Source organism: Thermococcus sibiricus MM 739, from assembly GCF_000022545.1.
GTDB lineage: Archaea > Methanobacteriota_B > Thermococci > Thermococcales > Thermococcaceae > Thermococcus_A > Thermococcus_A sibiricus.
Window position 1 is genome coordinate 227,726 of sequence record NC_012883.1, and the last position, 21,052, is coordinate 248,777.

Below are 21,052 nucleotides of genomic sequence, written 5' to 3' on the forward strand. Positions count from 1 at the left end.
GACATATATACTACATATACATAAACCTATGATGAATTTCCACAAGGGAGGTGCTTTGGATGAACTCAGCAGTTATTATATTGGCGGCTGCAATTATATATGTGGCCATGTATTTTACTTATGGAAAAGCTCTCCAGAACAAAGTCGTCAAAGCCGATCCCAACAGACCAACCCCTGCACACAAGCTCTATGATGGTGTTGATTACGTTCCAGCGCACCCGGTAGTTCTCTATGGTCATCACTTCGCCTCAATAGCTGGAGCTGGACCTATTACGGGGCCAGCAATAGCAATGGCGTGGGGATGGTTGCCGTCCTTGCTATGGGTATGGTTTGGAAACGTATTCATTGGGGCAGTGCATGACTATCTGGCTTTGATGGCATCAGTAAGGTATGATGGTAAATCTATACAGTGGATTGCTGGAAAAATAATGAGCAAAAGGACGGGGGTTGCTTTTGAAGTTTACATTTGGTTCACTCTCCTACTTGTAGTGGCGGCGTTCGTAGCAGTTGTAGCAAGATTGGTAGTCCTGACTCCGGAAGCTGCAACAGCAACGCTGTTGTTCCTTCTAGTGGCAATTATTCTAGGCTGGCTGATGTATAAGATGAACGTAAACTTCTATGTTGCAACTATCATAGGGCTAATACTCCTTGTTGTGGCAGTATGGATTGGCTTTAAGAACCCACTGATCTTTGTTCAAGGTCAAACAGTCGATGGAAGCCCCGAGTATCTTCAGGCATACCACTACTGGAATATTATATTAATGATCTACATTATTGTGGCAGCTTCACTGCCAGTATGGATACTTCTTCAGCCCAGAGACTACCTTAACGCCTACATTCTCTGGTTTGGACTCTTAATTGGAGGCATAGCGTTCATAGCACTTGCAAAGCCATTTGAAGCCCCAGGATTTACAACGTTCTCAGCAAACGTTGTTGTTGTTGGGCAGCCATCGCCATTCTGGCCTACAGTTCCGCTGGTGATTGCATGTGGTGCTCTAAGCGGTTTCCACTCCTTAGTTAGTTCAGGAACATCATCGAAACAGCTTGATAAAGAGATCCACGGTCTGTTAGTGGGTTATGGAGGAATGTTCACTGAGGGATTCCTCTCAACAATAGTCATTACCGCCATAGCTGTCTACGGTGTTAAGCTGACCGGGCTGAGCGTTGCTGAGTGGGGAACCCAATACATCACCAAGGGAGGTCTTGGAACCTTCATTGGAGGTTATGCTCAAGGACTTGCTGATATGTATGGAATAGACGTTACACTAGGAAAGACGTTTGCAACCCTTTGGGTTTCAGCCTTTGCATTGACATCTCTCGACACAGCTACAAGGCTTGGAAGATTTGCATGGCAGGAAGTCTTTGGAATGGTTGTTGATACGAGCCAAGGAATCTGGAAGAGCCTAACAAACAAGTGGGTTGCCTCAATAATAATTGCAGTGCTTGGAACTTGGATGGCATGGGGAGCCAGTTATAAAGTTCTCTGGCCAGCATTTGCCGGTATGAATCAGCTTTTAGCATCAATAGCTATGTTGACAGCAGCTCTATGGGCTTACAAGATACAGAAAGCTGGAATATGGAGTTACGCCGTCTTAATTCCAGCTCTCTTCCTGTGGATAACAGTTACGGCAGGTCTCATATGGTACATAGCGGTAGTTCCGCTCAAAGGAAGCACATTAATAGCTGTTAAGGGCTCTCTTATAGTGGGTCTATTGCTTAACTTCCTCTTAGCTTATGACTTCTACCTTGCATGGAAGAGACCTGCCGAGGAATACGAAGCGGCTCCGGCGTGAAACTCCTTTCCATTCTAAATTTTTTAATTTTGTTGAGGTGATTCAATGAAAACCTTCTTAAGGAGGATTCTCTACTGGGTTTCCATACCCATTCGGGCTTTATGGGGATTCAATAAGGGATTTAAGCTTTATTATCTTAGGGGTCTCCAATGGGAGGAAGAAGAACTTGAGAATGTATTTGCACTTCTTCTGCTTGGGAGTTATGTAAGACTCCCAAACCCTCCTGTTGATATTAGCTATAGGCTTCTTCCGTACATGCTCAGGGAGATGTATATTATGCAGGAAAAATCCCTCAATCCATTGACAATGAAAACGGGGTGGTTAAATGTTTGAAAATCTAAAAGCATTTTTTAGAGGATTTTTTAGTTCATTTAAGGCACGTTCTACGGAATATCTCGAGTTTGAGGAGAGAGAGCTTGAAAATGTGTTTGCACTCATACTTATGGGGTCGTTTGTGGGGATACCATCTCCTCCAACGACCCTTGTTATGAGAATAATGCCACATATGGTAAGGGAGATCTATGTAATGCAGAGAAGAGCAGGAGAAATGGATGATATATTTGGAGAGCTGGCAGGAATGTTTGAAATAACATGAGGTGATAACAGTGAAAGAGTACCTTATTCCAAAGGAAGGATTTAGGGTTTTATTCTTCATAGGAAAAGGAGGAGTAGGAAAAACCACCAGTTCTGCTGCAGTATCAGCTGCCCTTTCTAAGAGAGGTTACAAGACACTGATAGTTTCAATAGATCCGGCTCATAATTTGGGTGATGTATTTGAAGTTAAGCTAAATGATAAGCCGAAACAGATAGCCGAGAGCCTCTATGCAATGGAACTTGACATGGAAAAGCTCATTAAAACCTATTTGAAGCATCTTGAGGAGAATCTCAAGCACATGTACCGATACTTGACTGTAATAAACCTTGAAAAGTATTTTGAGGTGCTCAGCTTTTCTCCCGGTATAGAAGAGTATGCCACCCTTGAGGCGATCAGGGAGATACTGCAAAAAGGAGATGAATGGGACGTCATAATCTTTGATACTCCTCCAACTGGACTAACGTTGAGGGTCATGGCACTGCCTCATATTGCTCTGATATGGGTAAATAAACTTATTGAAGTGAGGAGAAAAATTCTTGATAAAAGGAGGACCATTGAGAATATACAGGGAGAAAGGAAATTCATGGTAGACGGGGAGGAATATGAGCTGCCAAGCAGAGAAAGAGAGGATCCGGTTATGAAAGAGCTTCTTGCATACAAAGAGGAAATCGAATTTGTGAGAGATATTATAACAAATAGGGATAGGACAAGTGTAGTAGCTGTGATGAACGCTGAGATGCTACCCCTCTACGAGACGGAAAGGGCACATGAAAGTTTGAAGAAATTCAAAATCCCCTTTAACCTCGTGGTGGTTAACAAAATCATAGAGTTTGAAGAGGAAGTCTCAAAGATAAAAGTGAGGATGGATACTCAGAAAAAGGTTTTGGGGGAAATACACAAGAAATTCAGGGATGTGGATATAGTGAAAGTCCCAATGTTTGAAGAAGAGCCAAGAGGTTTAAAGTGGCTTGAAAGGATTGGAGGTTTAATAATTGGAGATTGAGGAGATTTATCAGGAGTTAAAAAAGGTTAAAGAGCCCATAAGCGGAGAGGACATAGTTAGTTTGGGAATTGTAAGTCTGATTAGAAAAGAAGATAACAAGGTGATAATCTTCCTTGGATTGGCTAGAAGGACTCCGAGACATCCATTTGAGATGGCTGTTAATTGGGCCGTTCATGCCAGAATAGTTAAAGATGTAGTAAAGGTTTTAGAAGGAAAAGTTAACTTTGAGATAGTTGATGATATGACCTTTCAAAAATATTATCCAATAGAGGAGGTTTAATAATGAAGATTACACCAGAATTATTGCTTTTGATTATGTTGTTAGGAGCTCTTGCAACTTTACAGTTTTACAGAGGACGAAAACTGAATTTGACTATAATGGACTACTATTTGAGAACTATAGAGGACATAGTGAAGCCAAAGGATAAAGATTACGTTTGGGTTGGAGGGTACGTTGGCTTTAGAGCATTTTACAAAGTCAACGAAGGTAACATTGATAAATTTGAATACACTTTAACCCTTTTGCCGAGACAGAGTATCCTCTACTTTCCGATTTCAAAGATTATAAACAGGCATGACAAAATATACTTTATTTTGAAACCATACTCAAGAATAAGGCGTGAGGCACATTTAATACAGAGAGGATACTATCGCTTTAAACCAAAAATTGAGGATGAGGAGCTTTTACAGAGGGAAATAGTTGAAATCAATGGAAAGCAGTATGAGGCTCTCTTCGAAAAGAAGCGTGATGTAGAATTATTGAAGGAATTTCTCCAAGGGTTTTCAAGAATTGAGAACGTTAAACACATTTCAATTACTCCAAAAACCAACGTCGTTTACGTGTTCATGAAACCAGAAATTGAAACCATAAAGCAGGATGTGGAACATATGGTTCGCTTTGTAAATGATAAACTAAAGGAGAGTCCATTTGAACGCTAACATGCAAAATTTAATAAATTTCTTTCTCTATTCTTAGTTCATGATAGAGAAACTCTTCAGGCTTGGGTACTCAAAAGAGTTTGCAGAGAGGTATTTTGATCTCTGGGGAGAGAGAGCAGTGAGGATAGCAGAAGCTATGGAAAGGCCATTGCCCCGGTGCTTTCGGGTTAACACTCTTAGGACTGAAATATCTACTATCACTAAAATCATGAACAAAAAGGGTTTTCAGTTTAAACGCATTTCTTGGGCAAGAGAGGGGTTTTGTTTAACACGTGAACCTTTTTCGATCACATCAACTCCAGAATATCTGGGGGGATTAATCTATATCCAAGAGGCCTCTTCAATGTATCCACCAGTAGCTCTTGAGCCAAAGCCCGGAGAAATTATAGCGGATATGGCTGCAGCTCCGGGAGGGAAGACATCTTATATGGCCCAACTAATGAAAAACAAGGGAGTAATATATGCCTTTGATGTGGGGAGAGATCGACTAAAAGAGACCAGACTTAATCTTTCAAGACTTGGGGTGACAAATACCATCCTCATTCATAAAAGTTCTCTGTACATGGGAGAACTTGGCATAGAGTTTGATAAAATTCTTTTGGATGCTCCATGTACTGGTAGTGGCACAATCCATAAAAATCCAGAGAGAAAAGCAGATAGAACAATTGAAGATGTTAAATTCTGTCAAAACCTGCAAATGCAAATGATCAAGGTTGCATTAGAGAATCTAAAGGTGGGAGGAGTGTTAGTGTATTCTACCTGTTCATTGGAACCAGAGGAGAATGAATTTGTAATTCAATGGGCGCTTGATAACTTTGATATTGCACTTTTACCCCTTAGATTTGGGGAACCGGCCTTGACTTCTCCATTTGATATAGAGCTTAGTTCTGAACTCGCTAAAGCAAGACGATTTTATCCGGATGAACATAATACTAGTGGGTTTTTTGTGGCAAAGATACAGAAAAAATTCTAAAATAGAAAGAAAAACATTTAATAACACGTTAATAACAATAATCTTAGGTGAATACCAATGAAGTTAAAGTTAAGGGAGTTTTTAAATGATATTCGTGAGGGAGAGAGAATATTCATTGAGTATGAATCCACGACTCACCCGGAACTTTTTCTTGATGGATTGGTGAAATGGAGCAATGAAGAGGGGATACCAATCTTAATCATTGACATGTTGGATATATTTCATCTCTTTGTCCAGCAGCTTAGATTTTTAGGATATAAAACTCATCATTTGGAAAATCTCTGTGTTATTAAAGGAGGAGGCAGGGTCGAATTTGGGAAGGTAATTGGAAGAGTTAGGATAATGGAAGAGTTTTATGTACAACTTAAAGAGTATACTGATGCAGTAAGGTTATTCTTTGAAAAAGCCAAATCTGATAAGGCCGTTATTGTGTTTTTGGGCACGGAAAAGTTCTTGTACTCCTTCCAAGAATCTTCCTATAGGGTCGAGGAGTATTTTGAGAAAATTGTAAGAAGCCCATTGTTTGAAGGAAACATGATCTTTGTTTTTGCTCTAAAGGGTCTTATGGGTGCTCAAGTCAGGGCTCTATGGTATGAGAGCTCCACAAGAGTTCTTGAGATTAATGGTAGAGGAGACAGATTTTTTATTAAAAAAGCACCTAAACTTGATCATTTGGATGGGGTGATAGAATTATGACTTCCACAGTGGAGGAGGAAATCTTGGAATATGCAAAGTCAGTGATGTGGAAAGAAGGAATTGTCATAGAATATTCTTCTAGTGAGCCCATTCATTTAATTTTTAAATGGCTGGTAGGAATTTCTGAGAAAATTACTGATAATATACTTGTCTTGGATGTTTTAGATATTTTATCAATGTTGAAATTAAATCTTGATATTGCTGGCAAGGATACATCTTTCACACATGAGCTTGATGTAATAAAAATAGGGGGGAACATAAAGCTTGGCAAGATGATAGGTTATTTGGACCCCCACCAAGATATTACAGTATATGCCTCTAGATATTCTAAAATTCTTCGGGAATACTATGAAACCCACAAAAATATAGTGTACTTCATCTTTGGAATTGAAAGGCTTGTACATCTCCAGGAAAGGGAAGAGGTATTTGAATTATATGCTACAAATTACACACGCTATGTTTTTGGTGATGAAGAGAGGGTAGGAATTTATTTCATAAACAGGGATATAGCGACAAAGGCATTGCTCTTGCAATTAGAAGAGGCAGCTTCTAGAGTGCTGGAGGTTATCCATGAAGAAGGAACATTAAAAATTAAAATTAGGAAGTCTCCACGTTTGGAGGATTATGGAAAGGAATTTAAGATCCCTCTTGAGGATCTTTGTCATTTAAAATTTTAGTTTCAATTTCATTGAGCACTTTTCTAGTTTCTTCACTTAATAAACTTTCAAGCTCTTCTCGAGCTGCTTTGGCAAGCTCAAATTTTGATTGGTATTCCTTTGATACCTCTACCCAAGGAATCTTTTTTCCTTCTACAAAGACGTCGATATCGGCAAACCTTTGGTATCCTTTGTATTCTAGACCTTTAAGAAGAAACTTTATTCTAAGTGGATCTTCCCATGTTATGAGTTTTATTTTGTAGACTCTAATTCTCATGAAAGGCCTTGGATAGTCCCAGTCCCATCCTTCACTCACAACGTATCCCAAGTCAAGGTCTTCAAGCACAAGAAGTACTCTTTCTATATTTTCGTCATACCTCTTTTCGTTATCGTATATTCTTATGGTTATTTCTTGCCATCCTTCAGGGAGCAGCTTAAAGAGTAGAATTGGTAAGTCCGTTCTAAGAGTTCTATAAACTTCTATAAAGTTCTTTTTGATTAAGAAGGACCCTTTTATGTCCTTTATATTAACATGGTCAACAAGTTTTTTGTCCGTCACAATGAGTAATGTATCTTTCTCCTCTCCTTCATTCACTCCCCGTGCGAAGCTGGTCTCTATTGCCCCATATCTTTGAGGTACTATCTCTGCAGTTTTTTCCGCTTCTTTTGGAACTCGAAGAAGTATTATTTGGGGCCCAAGGTTAGCTCTTTCAAAAGGGGCCTTTGCATTCAAAAGTTCTTTTAACACGCTGTCACTTCTCATCTCTATCAAAAAAGCCCCTCTCCTTAAGTCTAAAATGGTTTTCCATTCCTCTGATGGAGTTACAAAAACAATAGTATTTAGTTCCCCGCTTTTGTTCCAAGCCTCATCAACCGAAGTCTTTGAGACACTGAATAGATTGCCAATGAACTTCTCTCCTTCTTCAATATTCGAAGTTCTCAAAAAGAGCATCGACGGCCCAAAACGCATTAACCTCATTATAACCCCCTCATCACTTTATAACCTCTTTCAAAATTTGTTCCATCTGGGTATTTGACCTTGATAACACGTTTGCTGTATGGGAGAATGAAATTAATGTTTAGGACTCCATTTAGGCCTTTCTCGATAACTTTAAAGTTATGACCATATAATGCAAAATCAATGGGTTCGTTATCTTTTAATTCATAAGGTTCGTGAGCCAAAGCCAGTCTAATTCCCTCTATGTCTATGATATCCCTAGGCTTTACTATTTTTGCCTTTTTAGAAAATTTTCTGAGTATTTTTGGGTCATCTTCATTTCCAGGCACTATATATACTGTGGCATTAGAGTTTTCTAGGATATCTAAAAGTTTTTGAACTCTCTTTTTATATCTCTCTTTAAGTTCGGGTCGTCTTTCGAGTTTTATATTATCTACAAGATCTCCGGTATGAATTATGTACGCTGGTCTACTCTTTTCTATTAAGTTTAGAATGAATGGGTATATGTTATCCGGTGTATCACTTATGTGCATGATCTTTGGTTCTGAAGTTTCGAGTAATGCCTCTGGGAGTCCCCTCCTCCGTAGAAAGCTCGGTAAATTAAGTTTCATCTTAGATTATTTTCACGATAACATTTTATATAGGTTTCTTCCAACAAAGGGAGGTGATCTATAATGAAGGTTTTAATACTTGGAGCAGGGAATGTTGGAAAGGCTATAGCTTGGGATTTAAAAGATGAGTTTGAGGTTTCTGTTGGCGATGTAAGTGAAAGGAGATTAGAAGAACTCTCAAAATTTGCAGAAACCATAAAAATAGATGCTTCGAACTTTAATGAACTAGTCGAAATCATGCGGCAATTTGAATTAGTTATTGGAGCACTGCCGGGCAGGTTCGGTTATTCTACTGTTAAAGCTGCAATTAAAGCAGGCGTTGATATAGTAGATGTATCTTTCATGCCTGAAAATCCCATGGAACTTTATGATAAAGCGGAGAAAGCTCAGGTAACTGTTGTATTTGATGCTGGATTTGCACCGGGCCTCAGTCACATATTTCTAGGACGAATTTATCAGGAAATGGATGAACTCGAAGAGGCCTATATTTATGTCGGAGGCCTTCCAAAAGAACCTAAACCTCCATTATATTATAGAATAACATGGTCTCCTTACGATTTAATTGAAGAGTATACTAGGCCTGCGAGAGTCATAAGAGATGGAAAGATTGTTTCTGTGGATCCTCTAGAGGGGATTAAAAACGTGAACATCGGTAATAGAGAATTTGAAGCATTTGTAAGCGATGGCCTGCGCTCGCTTCTTGAGAATATTAATGCTAAGAGACTGGAGGAATGGACACTCCGCTGGCCAGGACATTTAGCCAAGATGAAAATCTTAAGGGAACTTGGGTTCTTCAGTTCGGAAAACTTGGAAAATACTCTTAATGTGATATCTCCATTAACGACATACGAAAGCCCGGATTTTTCAATAATGGAAGTTATTGGAAAAGGCAGAATTAATGATAGATCCATGGAAGTTAGGTATTTCCTGTATGATGAAGAAAAAGATGGTTTTACATCGATGGCCCGTGTTACCGGTTTTACGACGGCTATAGTAGCTCGCATTGTAGCAAAAGGGTTGTGTGCTTATGGAGTTATCCCTCCAGAGGTTCTTGGAATGAGGGAGGACACTTACATAGAGATAATGCGGGAACTCAAAAAGAGGGATATTTTGGTAGAGGTGAATAAAAGTGCTTCACCTGATAATTGCGGACAGTGAACTTGAACTTGTGCCCAAAGAGCTTCAAAATCACCCCTCAATTATTAGCCATGCTAAGAGAAGATTCAAAAAGCCAGAAGAGATTCTTCTGGATTCTACATATCACCACACTGCTCTTAAATCTTTAAAAGATGGAGAAAGAAGAGGAAGGCCAGATATAGTTCATCTCTGCCTTATAAACGCATTAGAGAGTATATTGAATAAAGAAGGGAAACTTAGGGTTTATGTACACACAAGGAATAATGAGGTTATCTATATAAAACCAGAAACAAGATTGCCCCGGAACTATAATCGTTTTGTGGGTTTAATGGAGAGCTTATTTAAAAATAGAGTAATCCCAAAAGACCTTGCACTGCTAAGAATAGAAAACAAAACTCTTTCCGAGATTATCGGGGATATCGGCCCGGATGCAGTTTTCATAATGCATGAAAATGGGGTTTTAATGAGCCCTCAGAGCTTTGGAAGGAAACTGAATGAATACATCTCTCCAGCAGTTATCGTGGGAGGATTTCCTCATGGGGACTTTTTGAGCGTGTTGGAAGGAGAGAAGATCAGTATTTACAAGGAGCCTTTGATGGCATGGAGCGTTGTCAATGAAGTTTTGATAAACTACGAGGGAAGTTTACTTTGGTAGAACTTTCTTCAAAAATTTTTTAAATGCTTAAAATAAACCACATCAAGAACGTTTGCGGGAGGTAAGGAAAATGGGAGATAAAACTAGAGTTCAGGTTAGTAAGCTTAAACCTGGAAGATACATCCTTATTGACGACGAACCATGTAGAATAGCTAACATTACTGTTTCATCCCCTGGGAAGCACGGTTCAGCAAAAGCAAGAATTGAAGCTGTTGGAATATTTGATGGTAAGGTCAGGAGCATTGTGAAGCCAACAAGTGCTGAAGTTGATGTTCCAATTATTGACAAGAAGACAGGACAGATTATAGCTATCACTCCTGATACTGTCCAGCTCATGGACATGGAAACTTACGATCTCTTTGATGTTCCAATAGCTACAGGGGTTAATGAGGAGATCAAAGATAAGCTTAAAGAAGGAATTAACGTCGAGTACTGGGAGACTCTTGGAAGAATAAAGATCATGAAGCTTAAGGGAGAAAGCAGTTGATTTTTTTTTCTTGGGTTTATTTTTCCAAAACTTTTTAACTCACTTATTAGACCTCTCTTCGGTGAGGGAAATGGAGTTTCTTTATACATATGAAAGTTTAAAACTTGAATTCCCGATGAGTGATGTAGAGGATGGAGATTTTGTTATATTGGGGATTCCTTTTGATGGAACGACTTCCTACAAGCCCGGAACGAGGTTTGGGCCTACGTTAATAAGACAGGCCACGCTCAATTTGGAAAGCTATATCTTGGATTATGATGTTGACCTTGCAGAGGTAAGGATAGCCGATGTTGGTGATTTAGCGATAGTTGCGGGCAATCCACTTGAAACCATAAAGAGGGGTGTTGGAACTGTAGAAGAAATCAAGAAGATAAATCCCAACGCCATGCCCGTGGTATTAGGTGGCGAGCACTCTATGACCTATGCACCTGTGAAAGCTTTAAATCCAAAGAGCTATGTTGTTTTTGATGCTCACCTTGATTTAAGGGAGAGCTATGAAGAAAATCCGTGGAATCATGCATGTGTTGCAAGAAGAATTTCAGAACTTGGTATAAAGGTCACTGAGTTTGGAATAAGGAGTGGCACTAAAGAAGAGGTGGAATACGCGAGAGAGAATGATATTCCATGGGTTCATGCCAGAGATTACAGTATCACCAATTTCAAGGAGATTGTGAAAAAACTCCCAGAACCAATATACATATCAATAGATGTAGATGTCTTTGATCTTTCAATGGTGCCTTCTACAGGGACTCCTGAAGCAGGTGGTTTAGGATTTTGGGAAGTTATAGAGGCTTTGGAGTGGCTTGTAGAGCATAAAAGAGTCATTGGCTTTGATATAATGGAAGTGGCCGGAATGGAGCTTGGAGATGTCACGGCCTTAACTGCTGCAAAGCTTCTCTTTTACATGATTGGAATGCTCTCAAAATGATCACTATTATTGCGGGCTGGAAGCCTCGTCGTTCAGAGCGGGAGGAGGTTAGTCTTCTATATACATTTCTCTTATTGCTCGATAATAGGCTTTATAGATGTCTCTCTTTGTTACAACTCCAATGAGTCTTTTGCTCTCAGGACTTTCAACAATAGGAAGAAGATTTTGATCGTATTTCATCAATTTTTCAAATGCATCATGGGCAGTTTCAGTTGGATATCCAAGAGCATATTCCTTACGAAGGAATCTTCCAACAGGTAGGGCTTTTATTCTTTGAGAACGATTTAAAAAGTCTTTTACACCAACAACACCCAATACTTCCATATTCTCATCAACTACTGGAAAACAATCGTGGCCGGTTTTTCCAACCATCTCTTCAACGTAATTTAAGGTATTCCACTTGTATACAAACACGGGATTTATTGTCATAATTTCTTTTACTGGGATAGTTTCTAAGACAACTGGACGACCAGTCTTTATGTGGATACCCTTCCGCTCAAGCTTTAGAGTATATACAGAGGAACCTTTTAGGATGAATCTTGCTGTTAAAAAGCTCGTCGTTGCTGAGGTTATTACTCCCGGGAGGAGGGTGTATCCCTTTGTGATCTCTGCCACCATGAGTATTTGGTTTATAGGGGCCTGAATCAGGCCACTAAAGAATGCTGCCATTCCAGCTAAAGCATAAACAGCTGGATTGATACCAATGTTTGGGAAAAGGAGATTTAGGATAGTTCCATATGCGGTTCCAAGTAATGCACCAATGTAAAGACTTGGAGCAAATATACCTCCACTATGTCCAGAAGAAATCATTATGGATGTTGCTAGCATTTTTCCAATTCCAAGAAGAATAAGTAGGGTAAGTGGTAATAACCCGGCAATAGCAAGCTCCATTCCTTCATAACCAACACCTAGTATCCCATAATTGGGAAAGAACATTCCAATGAAACCAACACTTAATCCTCCAAGGAGGAGTTTTATCCATAAGGGTGTTTTCACATTTTCAAATATATCGGTAAGCCAAAATAGGAACTTTGCCCAATAAGCAGCTAGGATTCCAAATATTAAGCCCATAAAGAACAGAAAGAGGAGTTCAATATGTGCATGGACAATTTGAAGGGGGATATTGACTTCAAAAGCTTCTCCCAAAAGCAAAAGGGTTACAGTATTCCCAATTACAGCTGAGAGAAATATTGGAACTAGATTTATTGAAAAGATTCCCATATAAACGACTTCAAGAGCAAAAATTGCTCCAGCAAAGGGTGTGTTGAATGTTCCTGCTATTCCAGCAGCTAATCCACAAGTAGTTAGAAGTTTCTTCATTTCTGGAGAGAGATTAAAGTACTGGGATAGTTCTGAAGCTAGAGAAGCTCCAATAAAACCGATGGGCCCTTCCCTTCCAACGCTTCCTCCACTTCCAATGGTGATTGAAGTTGCCAATGTTTTCAAAAGTGCTAGAATTCCTTTTATCTCACCTTTTTTGAATATTACGGCCTCTATAACTTCTGGTATCCCGTTTCCCTTTAATTCTGGATATTTTTTAATTATCGGGGCCACCATGATACTTCCTATTGCTGGGAGGAGAATGTATCCAAGGTTATATCCGTTGTAATATATCGATATATGGGGTAGTAAAACTTCAAAAAATAATCCCCTCATGAGAGAAATTAGTTTTCTAAAGATGACTGCCCCGAATCCTCCTACTATTCCAATAATAAGGGAAAGCAGAAGAACTGTTGTCCACTTTTTTATGTATTCCCCTACTTTCATCAACTTCGAGTAGGCTTGAAGTTATTATAAATGTTAAAGAAACCAAAGGTGAATATATTAAGGTTAAAAAGGATCACAAAAGATCAAGCTTTCAATACTTCATCCAGCAGTTTTAAACCTATATTAAGGTACTCTTTGGCCCTTTTCTCGCTTTTTGCCTCTGCGAAGATTCTTATTATTGGTTCAGTTCCACTCGCTCTTATAAGAACCCATCCATCTTCAAAGAGAATCTTTGTCCCATCCGTTGTGTCGATTTTTAATCCCTCTTTCTCCGCGATCTCTGCCACTTTTGCCACTATTGCTTTTCTATCACCTTCTATGTGCTTCTTGGTCTTTACTTGGTAGAATTTTGGAAGTTCTTCTATGAGTTCGCTGAATTTCTTTCCTCTTTTTGCAAAGATCTCGACTATTTTTGCGACTGTCATGGCACCATCTCTACCTAAGACGTGGTCTGGGAAAATAACTCCTCCGTTTTCTTCTCCTCCTACAAGTCCATTGTGTTCAAGCAAAGCTCTGGAAACTATCAAGTCTCCTACTTTCGTTTTCAGAACTTTCCCTCCATACATCTTGGCAAGCTCATCAATTATATGGGATGTCGCTATTGTAGTTACAACCAATCCTCCTTTGTTTTCTTCTAGCATTGCCTTTACTACAAGAGCGAAAGTCTTGTCACCCTGTATAAAATTTCCATTTTCGTCTATGAATACTGATCTATCGGCATCACCATCTTGGGCAACTCCAAAATCAGCTTTAAGGCTTTTGACTATTTTCATAAAACCTTGTAAGTTTTCTTCATTTGGTTCTGGGTTTCTTGCGGGGAAGTGACCATCTGGTTGAGCATTTACGCTGACTACTTTGCATCCGAGCTCCCTTAAAAGGTATGGTAACACTAATGAGCCAGCACCATTTGAAGTGTCCACAACAACAAAGGGGTTTCTTTTCTTTATTGCTTCAACATCTACCTTAGCCTTTATCGTGTCTATGTAGGGCCTTATTATATCTCTCTCCACCAACTGGCCTATCTCGTTCCATTTTGCTTTATAAAATTCTTTTTTGAAGAAAAGCTCCTCAACAATGGCTTCTCTTTCCTTTTTGAGACCAAGACCATTTGGTTCAAGGAGTTTTATTCCATTGTATTCTGGGGGGTTATGGGATGCTGTTATCACGGCCCCCCCATCAGTCCCAAAATATTTGCACGCGAACTGGATGGCTGGGGTTGGGGCCACCTCGACATCTATTACATTGACTCCAACACTTAAAAGACCGCTTATCAATGCATTTTTTAACATTTCTCCGCTAACTCTTGTATCCCTACCTATAACCACCCAGAGCTCTTTGTCTGGCTGCTCTCTTTTAAGCAGTGTTCCAAAGGCCATTCCTATTTTAAGTGCAAATTCAGGAGTTATCTTTTCGTTTGCAATCCCTCTAACACCAAATGTTCCGAATATTCTGCCCATTTTCTCACCCCGTATAAGCACTTTTATTGGCTCCGAGATAATTGCCTATCGGTTTTTCCATTTTTAATCTCTCCCAAAGTCATCTTGGAAACGTTCAATGTCGTCTTCTCCTAAATATTCACCTATCTGAGTTTCTATGACTTCGAGAGTTACTTTTCCTGGATTTTCAAGTCTGTGGATGACTCCTGCTGGAATAAACGTACTCTCCCCAGGCCTTAAAAGAAGTTCTTTATCTCCAATTTTTACCTTTGCAGTACCCCTAACTACAACCCAATGTTCGGAGCGGTGGTAATGTCTTTGCACAGAAAGCCTCATGCCGGGAAGTACCGTTAAGCGTTTTATCTTGTATCTTTCCCCTTCTTCTAGTACTGTATAGGATCCCCAAGGCCGATAGGCAGTTCTGTGGACTAATGCTCTTTCATCATGTTTTTCAATTAATTTTTTGTAAACTTCTTTGACCTTTTGAGTTTCACCTTTTTTAGCTACAAGAAGTGCATCTCCGGTATCTATTATTACTAAATCTTCTACACCAACTGTAGCTGTTAATCTTTCTGTTATTACCAAATTATTTTTTGAGTCAATGTTTATGTGATCTCCTTTAAATCCGCTTATTCGGATGGCGTTTCCACTCTCATCTTTTTCAAAGGCCTCATAAAGGGCATCAAAGCTTCCTAAATCATTCCAATATATGTTTAAGGGTACTATTGCCGCTTTATCTGTTTTTTCCATCACGCCATAATCTACAGAGACTTCAGGAACTTTTTCATAGGCTTTTTCTACGTCTTCTGCTTCTTCAAATGCCTGATAAACCTCAGGGTTCACTCGTTTTACTTCCTCAATAAAAAGTCTACTGTCAAATAAAAACATTCCACTGTTCCAATAATACCCGTTTTCTACGTATCTCTTTGCAGTTTCGTAATCTGGTTTTTCTTTAAATTCATCTACCTTATAACCACCTTCAAGCCTCTCTCCAGGTTTTATGTATCCGTATCCTGTGTGAGGCCTCGTAGGTTTAATCCCAAACGTGATAAAATAATTGGTAGCAAGTTTTTTAGCCTTTTCAAAAGCTTTTATGTAGTCTTCGTTAACTTTTATGAGATGATCAGAGGGCAAAACTGCGACTTTTGATTTTCCATAGTTCTCCTCTATAATTTTCATTCCCCAGTAAATAGCAGGTAACGTGTTTTTCCCCACTGGTTCTAGAAGGATGTTCTCCTTGGGGACATCTATGCCAAGTTCATTTAAATCATCTAGAACTCTAAAATTGTACTCCCTGTTTGTAACGATGAATATCTCTTTGGGGTTTGAAAACTTTAGTGCCCTCTCCATTGTTTTTTGAAAAAGTGAAGTATTGTCAAAAATTCTTATGAATTGTTTTGGCATTAATTTTCTACTCAATGGCCAGAGACGAGTACCTTTTCCTCCAGCGAGGATTAGGGTTTTCATCTTATCACCTCTATTAATTCACTTATTTTCTTTATATTTTTAGCTCTATTATAAGAGAGCCCAATTGCAAAAGGATTATCAACAACTTCTAACATAGGAATATCGTTTTCTCCATCTCCTACGGCGTAACTTTCGACCTTTTCTAGTTTAGAGTACAAATTCAGGAGAACTCTAGTCGCTTTTCCTTTATCTGTGGGCCCCGTTACAGTGTAAAATCGGCTTCCCTTTGAGACTTTAAGGCCATTTTTCTTAAGTTTTTCTTCGAATCCGGATTTGTTCCACTTAAATAGAGTTTCTGAGTATTCTCGTTGTGTAGCCAGTTTTGCAAGACGTCTTGGAAGGTCTGTGAATCTCACGATTTCCTCGATGCTTGAGTTTCCATAGTATTTCAAACCAAATTCGGTGCTTATTTTATCAAGAATCCTTTTTATAATTTCATACGGTGTTCCAAGTTCAATGATCTTGTAATCCTGTGTTCCCCGAGTGAAAGGAAATTCGAAAGGAAAATAATTTTTTGGAATGTAAACAGCACTTCCATTTTCAACAATGAAGGGGTCCTTTACTTCCAGAGTGCTTCGGTAGTATTCTTGCTCAAGTCTTGTTTTTGAGGAGTTAAAGATTATTTTGAACCCTCTTTCTTTTAGAAAATTCACTGTCTCTTTTGCAGGTTCTGGGGAATAATCATCTCCAATCAGTGTCTTGTCTAGGTCGAGGAAAATAACTTTCATAAATCAAACCTCATTAGAGTCTCTTGATGGGTCTCTAATGTTTTCATCCACTTCTTGATGTCTATGTCTTTTATGGGTTTCATAACCATTGGTTTTGGTGGCTCTTCATTCTCTTTTATTATTCCATGCATTCTGAGGTCTTCAAGAATGCTATTTTTCAACCTTTTTGAGGTAAGTTTTGAGTGGTATATGGTGGTTAGTGAAAGCAAAGCCATTTCTTTTACATGTTCTTGGCCTTTGTCTTCATGGAAATGTGGATTTAGAGTTTCTAGTTGGAAGATCTCTATTCCTTGATCGAAGACATCTTGAGCCTCCTCTGCGTTTTCCCACGTACCGAAACGTTCCAAGAGGTAAACTATTTCATAAGGTTCTATTGAATACCCGGTTGAGAAAGGTAGAATTTCTGCAAGTTTCATTGTCATGGCATGTTCTCCTGCATTTCCGGTTACCATTATATTGGTTTCAAACGTGGTTTTTTCACTTATGAGTTGATTAAGGTAGCGGTTAGTTATTTCGCTTACTCGCCCCCACTTTTTAAAGTACAGCGTTCCTTTACTAACTTTTGGTTTATGCCTCCAGTGGAGTCTGACCATAGTATATTCGCTTTCACTCATAAGGAATCCAGCTGCATAATCTTTTACATACTCATTAACGGCTCCAGGGATATAATTATCAGCATCAACAAATCCAACGTATTTTGCTCCTATGGCTTTTGCAAGTAATATTCCCACAATCATTCCTTCGCCCTTTCCACTTCTCACGAGACCTTTTTCATCCAGAATATCGTTGTATCCAGCTTCTTTAAACGCTTCTGCTAATCCGGGGTCTTTTTGATGAATCATAATAACTTTGGAATGTGTTAGATTACAGAAGTGTTTTACCAGATCAACTTCTTGTTTAAATCTGTTGGGCCCTTTTCGTTTGCTATTCGAAACAATTATAATTGGTGATTTGTGAGGGATAGCTTTGAGGACACCATCCACTAAATGAAGTTTTTCATTTTTCATAGGGACTACTGTTGTCATCTCTCCGATTGTTTTGTAAATATCCTCTCTTGGGATATTCTGTACTGTGAACATCGGGACATCTTCAGTTTCAGTATCCATTTTGATGACTTTCTGCAGTTCATAAATTTTTACAGCTCCAAAGATTTCCTTATAAACAGGAGCTTCTAAGAGCATATTACCACCTCCAAAGTGAGTAAAGCAGGTAGAAAGATCAAAACATCTGCTTAATACTTCTTATATTTCTCCATATATAACTTTTACCCTAAGTTAGAAAAATAGAGAGGGTTAACTTTTTCTCATGGCAAATTCACTTACAAATGCAGAACTTGAAATAGTGTCCCCAATACCCACCGTGCTCTTTGGCGAGGTTACTATCTTTGTTGGCACGAAGGCAAGCTGTCTATCTACCATATCGATCAGGCCATTTTCAAACTCTGTGAACTCTTTTTCAAGTTCTTCTTCGAATACAATAGCTCGCTCGTTTGTGGGAACACTTAGGGCATCTTTAACATGATCTATCTTTTCAATATTCCCTTTCATGGCTTTTGCCGCAGCTGCTAATGAAGCAAATAATAATGCATCCCTAACTTCTTCGCTTCTGTACTTGGTTAGGGCCAAGTAGTAACCGTAAGTATGGAGATGAATCCTATCGATTCCTGTCTCATCCATTAGGAGGTTTATTGCATCAATGATGGGAAATACATGACCCTCAAGTACTTCCTTTGCAAGAGTCTCGTCTCCTATTATCTCGACTATGGAAGCAAGTTCCACTTCATTCAGGCCCACACTTGTGAATTTTGATAAAATTCCTATGAGCTCTTCTCTAACTAGCCTATTAGGAGTATATGCGAATTCAAAGTGACTTCTCACACCGTATCGGTTTAAGATATTTAGATGACTTTCTACTCTATCCAGCACATCTCGATAGGTTGTCCCATCGGAGTAATACTCCTTGAGGACTTGAAGGCCGCTTATTATTGCTAGCTCAACTCCTTTGGCTATTTTTTCAAAGCTTTCCTTAAATTCTTTCCGCATATAAACTCTTGCATTGTAATCATCAGCGTTAGCTATAAATCGGTTTTCTCTTGGGGCCTGAATGTCAAAAACCTGAAATCCTCTGGGAAACTCGTATATGTAGTGGATGAGTTCGTTCTCTTCTTTAACTGCTTCTTTAGGATGAACCAGTTTTAATTCCTTTCCTTCAAAAATAGGGACGTAAATTGGTCCATCTACAAATAAGTCCGCCTGAAGTTTTGGATTTTGAGGTACATGAACAATAGTGGGAATCCTATAAACTCCTCCAATAAGGTTTGCCATTATTCCTGCTTGACCTCCAATTCTCAGCTCATCCCATCCCCATTCCCTCAAATATCTCCTAATCTCTTCGTTTTCTACAAACCACTCTATAGCCTTTCCGAGTTTTATGCTTCTTAATATCCCACCAAAAAGATGCTCAAGCGATGAAATTCTCTCGGTGGGAGCTTTAATAACCTCAAAAACTCGTTCTTTCCCTATTTGGTTTATCCTCCTTTCCAAATCATCTTTATTAAGATATTTTATGACATCAATGTTTGTGTTGTAGGCCAAAAGAACGCCTTCAACATTCGGAATTGCATTTACAGCATTTTCGAAGGCGTTCATATATAGGTTTTTCCATAATTTTATCCTCTCTTTGAGGCTTTCCTTCATAGCTTATCACCTTCAGTGTTAGTATGCATTCAAAATTAATAAACATTAGCTAAGATAAACTTCAAAAGCTTTTACCTTAAACTATGGATGATGATAATCAAAGGGATTGGATTGGACTCTTCATCAAAAATTGCTTTTCAAAGCCATGCCCACAGCGATCATTTTGTTAGTGCTGATATTATAATCTCAACAAGGCCTACAAAGTTCCTCAGCCACCTCAAGAAAGCCGGGTTTTACAAAACCTACAGTTTTGAGCGGAGTTTTTACGTTGGTGACTACAAGGCAAAACTTTATCCTGCGGGCCATATGCTGGGTTCTGCCCAGCTCTATATTAAGTTTGATGAATTTTCACTCCTTTACACTGGAGATGTGAAGTGGTTCAAACTTAGAACAGCTGAAAAGAGTGAATTCAGAAAAGCAGATGTCTTGATTATTGAAGCCACCTATGGACTTCCCATGTATAACTTTCCGACTCCAAAAGAGGCAGAGAAGAAGCTTATAGCTTTTGTAGAGGAAGTTTTAGATAGAAAAAAAGTTCCAACTTTATACGCAAATCAAATGGGGAAGGCTCAAGAACTACTTAAAATTCTGGATATTCATGGTTATTCTGCCAGAGTTTCAAACGGCATACGGAAAGTTGCTAAAGTGTATGAAAAATTTGGTGTGAAATTCAACAATATTGAAGAAGATGGTGAGGTTGTAGTAAGAGGATTTAAAACCAAAAAACCATTCGATGCGATCCATCCCTCGGAACTGTTTGTATCCGGATTTGGCAATTTAAAATTAAGCAACCATGCAGACTTTTGGGAGCTTGTAAAGATAATTGAAAAAGTGAGCCCTGAAAAAATCTACACTCGATATGGTCATGCTAGGGAATTTGCCCAAATTTTAGGAGGTCTTGGATATGATGCCCGGCCTTTAGAAGAAGTTTTATTTTTTGGTGAATTGATTTAAAGAGAAGAAAATCAGAGGGATTCTAAATACTCGGCGTACTTTTCGGCAGTCATGAGATCTTTTAATTCCTCCTCAAGATTGCTTGGTTTTATTTTGGCAATCCATGCATCATAAGGATCTTCGTTGATCTTTTCTGGAGCTTCTTCGAGTTCTTCATTAACTTCAATGACTTCACCACTTACTGGAGCATAGACCTCACTTACAGCTTTTACGCTCTCTACTTCACAGAGAACGTCACCCTTTGACACTTCTTTTCCGACTTCTGGGAGTTCAACATAAGCCAAGTCTCCAAGTTCCTTTTGGGCATAGTCACTTATTCCTACCAAAACTGTTCCATCTTCCATAATTTGGGCCCATTCATGGTCCTTAGTGTAGTAGAGCCCTTCTTTAACTTTAGATTCTCCGGCCTCAATCATAACAATCACCATGACATTTTATAGCTGAGAAACATTTAAATCTTTCTCTATCAAGAAAAGTTTCAATAGGAACCCTTATTAATGCTGATTTGAATGGTGCTTTTAATATTTTGAGGAAATTGGTCGGCAATTTCCCCATTAGTGTGATAGTCAGTAG

General features: G+C 38.9%; 23 protein-coding genes. 14 read left to right on the forward strand and 9 right to left on the reverse strand.

Annotated features, from left to right (window positions below):
- Positions 1-59 precede the first annotated feature (59 nt).
- Genes TSIB_RS01130 through TSIB_RS01170 form a run of 9 tightly spaced genes read left to right on the forward strand, consistent with a single transcriptional unit; the run spans position 60 to position 6,676 of the window.
- Complete coding sequence (locus tag TSIB_RS01130) at positions 60-1,793, forward strand: carbon starvation CstA family protein (RefSeq protein WP_012766260.1); 1,734 nt, start codon at positions 60-62, stop codon at positions 1,791-1,793.
- Positions 1,794-1,838: 45 nt separating this feature from the next.
- Positions 1,839-2,126 carry a hypothetical protein gene (locus TSIB_RS01135; RefSeq protein ID WP_012766261.1) on the forward strand — a complete coding sequence of 96 codons (288 nt, stop codon included), beginning with the start codon at positions 1,839-1,841 and terminating at the stop codon, positions 2,124-2,126.
- Positions 2,119-2,388, forward strand: coding sequence for a hypothetical protein (locus tag TSIB_RS01140; protein WP_012766262.1), 270 nt, complete (start codon positions 2,119-2,121; stop codon positions 2,386-2,388). Before TSIB_RS01135 ends, TSIB_RS01140 begins: the two co-directional genes overlap by 8 nt.
- Before the next feature lie 10 nt (positions 2,389-2,398).
- Positions 2,399-3,391, forward strand: coding sequence for an ArsA family ATPase (locus TSIB_RS01145; protein WP_012766263.1), 993 nt, complete (start codon positions 2,399-2,401; stop codon positions 3,389-3,391).
- Positions 3,381-3,671, forward strand: a complete 291-nt coding sequence (locus TSIB_RS01150; protein ID WP_012766264.1) for an iron-sulfur cluster assembly protein — start codon at positions 3,381-3,383, stop codon at positions 3,669-3,671. Before TSIB_RS01145 ends, TSIB_RS01150 begins: the two co-directional genes overlap by 11 nt.
- 2 nt (positions 3,672-3,673) lie before the next feature.
- Positions 3,674-4,330, forward strand: coding sequence for a hypothetical protein (locus tag TSIB_RS01155; protein ID WP_012766265.1), 657 nt, complete (start codon positions 3,674-3,676; stop codon positions 4,328-4,330).
- Positions 4,331-4,370: 40 nt separating this feature from the next.
- Positions 4,371-5,303, forward strand: coding sequence for an NOL1/NOP2/sun family putative RNA methylase (locus tag TSIB_RS01160; RefSeq protein WP_012766266.1), 933 nt, complete (start codon positions 4,371-4,373; stop codon positions 5,301-5,303).
- A 57-nt stretch (positions 5,304-5,360) separates the two neighbouring features.
- Positions 5,361-5,999, forward strand: coding sequence for a DUF257 family protein (locus tag TSIB_RS01165; RefSeq protein WP_012766267.1), 639 nt, complete (start codon positions 5,361-5,363; stop codon positions 5,997-5,999).
- Positions 6,000-6,022: 23 nt separating this feature from the next.
- A complete protein-coding gene (locus TSIB_RS01170) occupies positions 6,023-6,676 on the forward strand; it encodes a DUF257 family protein (RefSeq protein WP_187146409.1) in 654 nt (217 codons plus the stop codon).
- Here the strand turns inward: TSIB_RS01170 and TSIB_RS01175 are convergent.
- Both TSIB_RS01175 and TSIB_RS01180 read right to left on the reverse strand, forming a co-directional pair.
- Positions 6,636-7,634 (reverse strand): hypothetical protein, encoded by a 999-nt coding sequence (locus TSIB_RS01175; protein WP_048160142.1) that lies wholly within the window; start codon positions 7,632-7,634, stop codon positions 6,636-6,638. The genes TSIB_RS01170 and TSIB_RS01175 overlap by 41 nt on opposite strands.
- A complete protein-coding gene (locus tag TSIB_RS01180) occupies positions 7,634-8,224 on the reverse strand; it encodes a metallophosphoesterase family protein (protein WP_012766270.1) in 591 nt (196 codons plus the stop codon). The genes TSIB_RS01175 and TSIB_RS01180 overlap by 1 nt, the downstream gene beginning before the upstream one ends.
- Before the next feature lie 63 nt (positions 8,225-8,287).
- Here TSIB_RS01180 and TSIB_RS01185 point away from each other — a divergent pair, with 63 nt between their 5' ends.
- From TSIB_RS01185 to speB, 4 genes are all read left to right on the forward strand, one after another.
- Positions 8,288-9,382, forward strand: a complete 1,095-nt coding sequence (locus TSIB_RS01185; protein ID WP_012766271.1) for a saccharopine dehydrogenase family protein — start codon at positions 8,288-8,290, stop codon at positions 9,380-9,382.
- Positions 9,354-10,016: a 16S rRNA methyltransferase gene (locus tag TSIB_RS01190; protein WP_012766272.1), complete on the forward strand. Its 663-nt coding sequence runs from the start codon at positions 9,354-9,356 to the stop codon at positions 10,014-10,016. Before TSIB_RS01185 ends, TSIB_RS01190 begins: the two co-directional genes overlap by 29 nt.
- A 70-nt stretch (positions 10,017-10,086) precedes the next feature.
- Positions 10,087-10,503 (forward strand): translation initiation factor IF-5A, encoded by a 417-nt coding sequence (locus TSIB_RS01195; RefSeq protein ID WP_012766273.1) that lies wholly within the window; start codon positions 10,087-10,089, stop codon positions 10,501-10,503.
- 70 nt (positions 10,504-10,573) lie between these two features.
- The gene (speB, locus tag TSIB_RS01200; protein ID WP_048160143.1) at positions 10,574-11,431 is read left to right on the forward strand and encodes an agmatinase; all 858 of its coding nucleotides are present in this window, start codon (positions 10,574-10,576) and stop codon (positions 11,429-11,431) included.
- 48 nt (positions 11,432-11,479) lie between these two features.
- Here speB and TSIB_RS01205 read toward each other — a convergent pair whose 3' ends face one another.
- From TSIB_RS01205 to TSIB_RS01230, 6 genes are all read right to left on the reverse strand, one after another.
- On the reverse strand, positions 11,480-13,198 hold the full coding sequence (locus TSIB_RS01205) for a chloride channel protein (RefSeq protein ID WP_012766275.1): 1,719 nt from the start codon (positions 13,196-13,198) through the stop codon (positions 11,480-11,482).
- 83 nt (positions 13,199-13,281) lie between these two features.
- A complete protein-coding gene (gene glmM, locus TSIB_RS01210) occupies positions 13,282-14,655 on the reverse strand; it encodes a phosphoglucosamine mutase (RefSeq protein ID WP_012766276.1) in 1,374 nt (457 codons plus the stop codon).
- Positions 14,656-14,718: 63 nt separating this feature from the next.
- Complete coding sequence (locus TSIB_RS01215) at positions 14,719-16,101, reverse strand: mannose-1-phosphate guanylyltransferase/mannose-6-phosphate isomerase (protein WP_012766277.1); 1,383 nt, start codon at positions 16,099-16,101, stop codon at positions 14,719-14,721.
- Positions 16,098-16,829 carry a mannosyl-3-phosphoglycerate phosphatase gene (gene mpgP / locus TSIB_RS01220; protein WP_012766278.1) on the reverse strand — a complete coding sequence of 244 codons (732 nt, stop codon included), beginning with the start codon at positions 16,827-16,829 and terminating at the stop codon, positions 16,098-16,100. Before mpgP ends, TSIB_RS01215 begins: the two co-directional genes overlap by 4 nt.
- Positions 16,826-18,010, reverse strand: coding sequence for a mannosyl-3-phosphoglycerate synthase (gene mpgS, locus TSIB_RS01225; protein WP_012766279.1), 1,185 nt, complete (start codon positions 18,008-18,010; stop codon positions 16,826-16,828). Before mpgS ends, mpgP begins: the two co-directional genes overlap by 4 nt.
- 111 nt (positions 18,011-18,121) lie before the next feature.
- Positions 18,122-19,525 carry an ADP-specific glucokinase gene (locus TSIB_RS01230; RefSeq protein ID WP_012766280.1) on the reverse strand — a complete coding sequence of 468 codons (1,404 nt, stop codon included), beginning with the start codon at positions 19,523-19,525 and terminating at the stop codon, positions 18,122-18,124.
- A gap of 90 nt (positions 19,526-19,615) precedes the next feature.
- Here TSIB_RS01230 and TSIB_RS01235 point away from each other — a divergent pair, with 90 nt between their 5' ends.
- Positions 19,616-20,479 carry an MBL fold metallo-hydrolase gene (locus tag TSIB_RS01235; protein ID WP_048160144.1) on the forward strand — a complete coding sequence of 288 codons (864 nt, stop codon included), beginning with the start codon at positions 19,616-19,618 and terminating at the stop codon, positions 20,477-20,479.
- An 11-nt stretch (positions 20,480-20,490) separates the two neighbouring features.
- Here the strand turns inward: TSIB_RS01235 and gcvH are convergent, their stop codons facing one another.
- Entirely contained in the window at positions 20,491-20,895 is a 405-nt protein-coding gene (gene gcvH / locus TSIB_RS01240; protein ID WP_048160145.1) for a glycine cleavage system protein GcvH, read from the reverse strand.
- Positions 20,896-21,052: the final 157 nt, after the last annotated feature.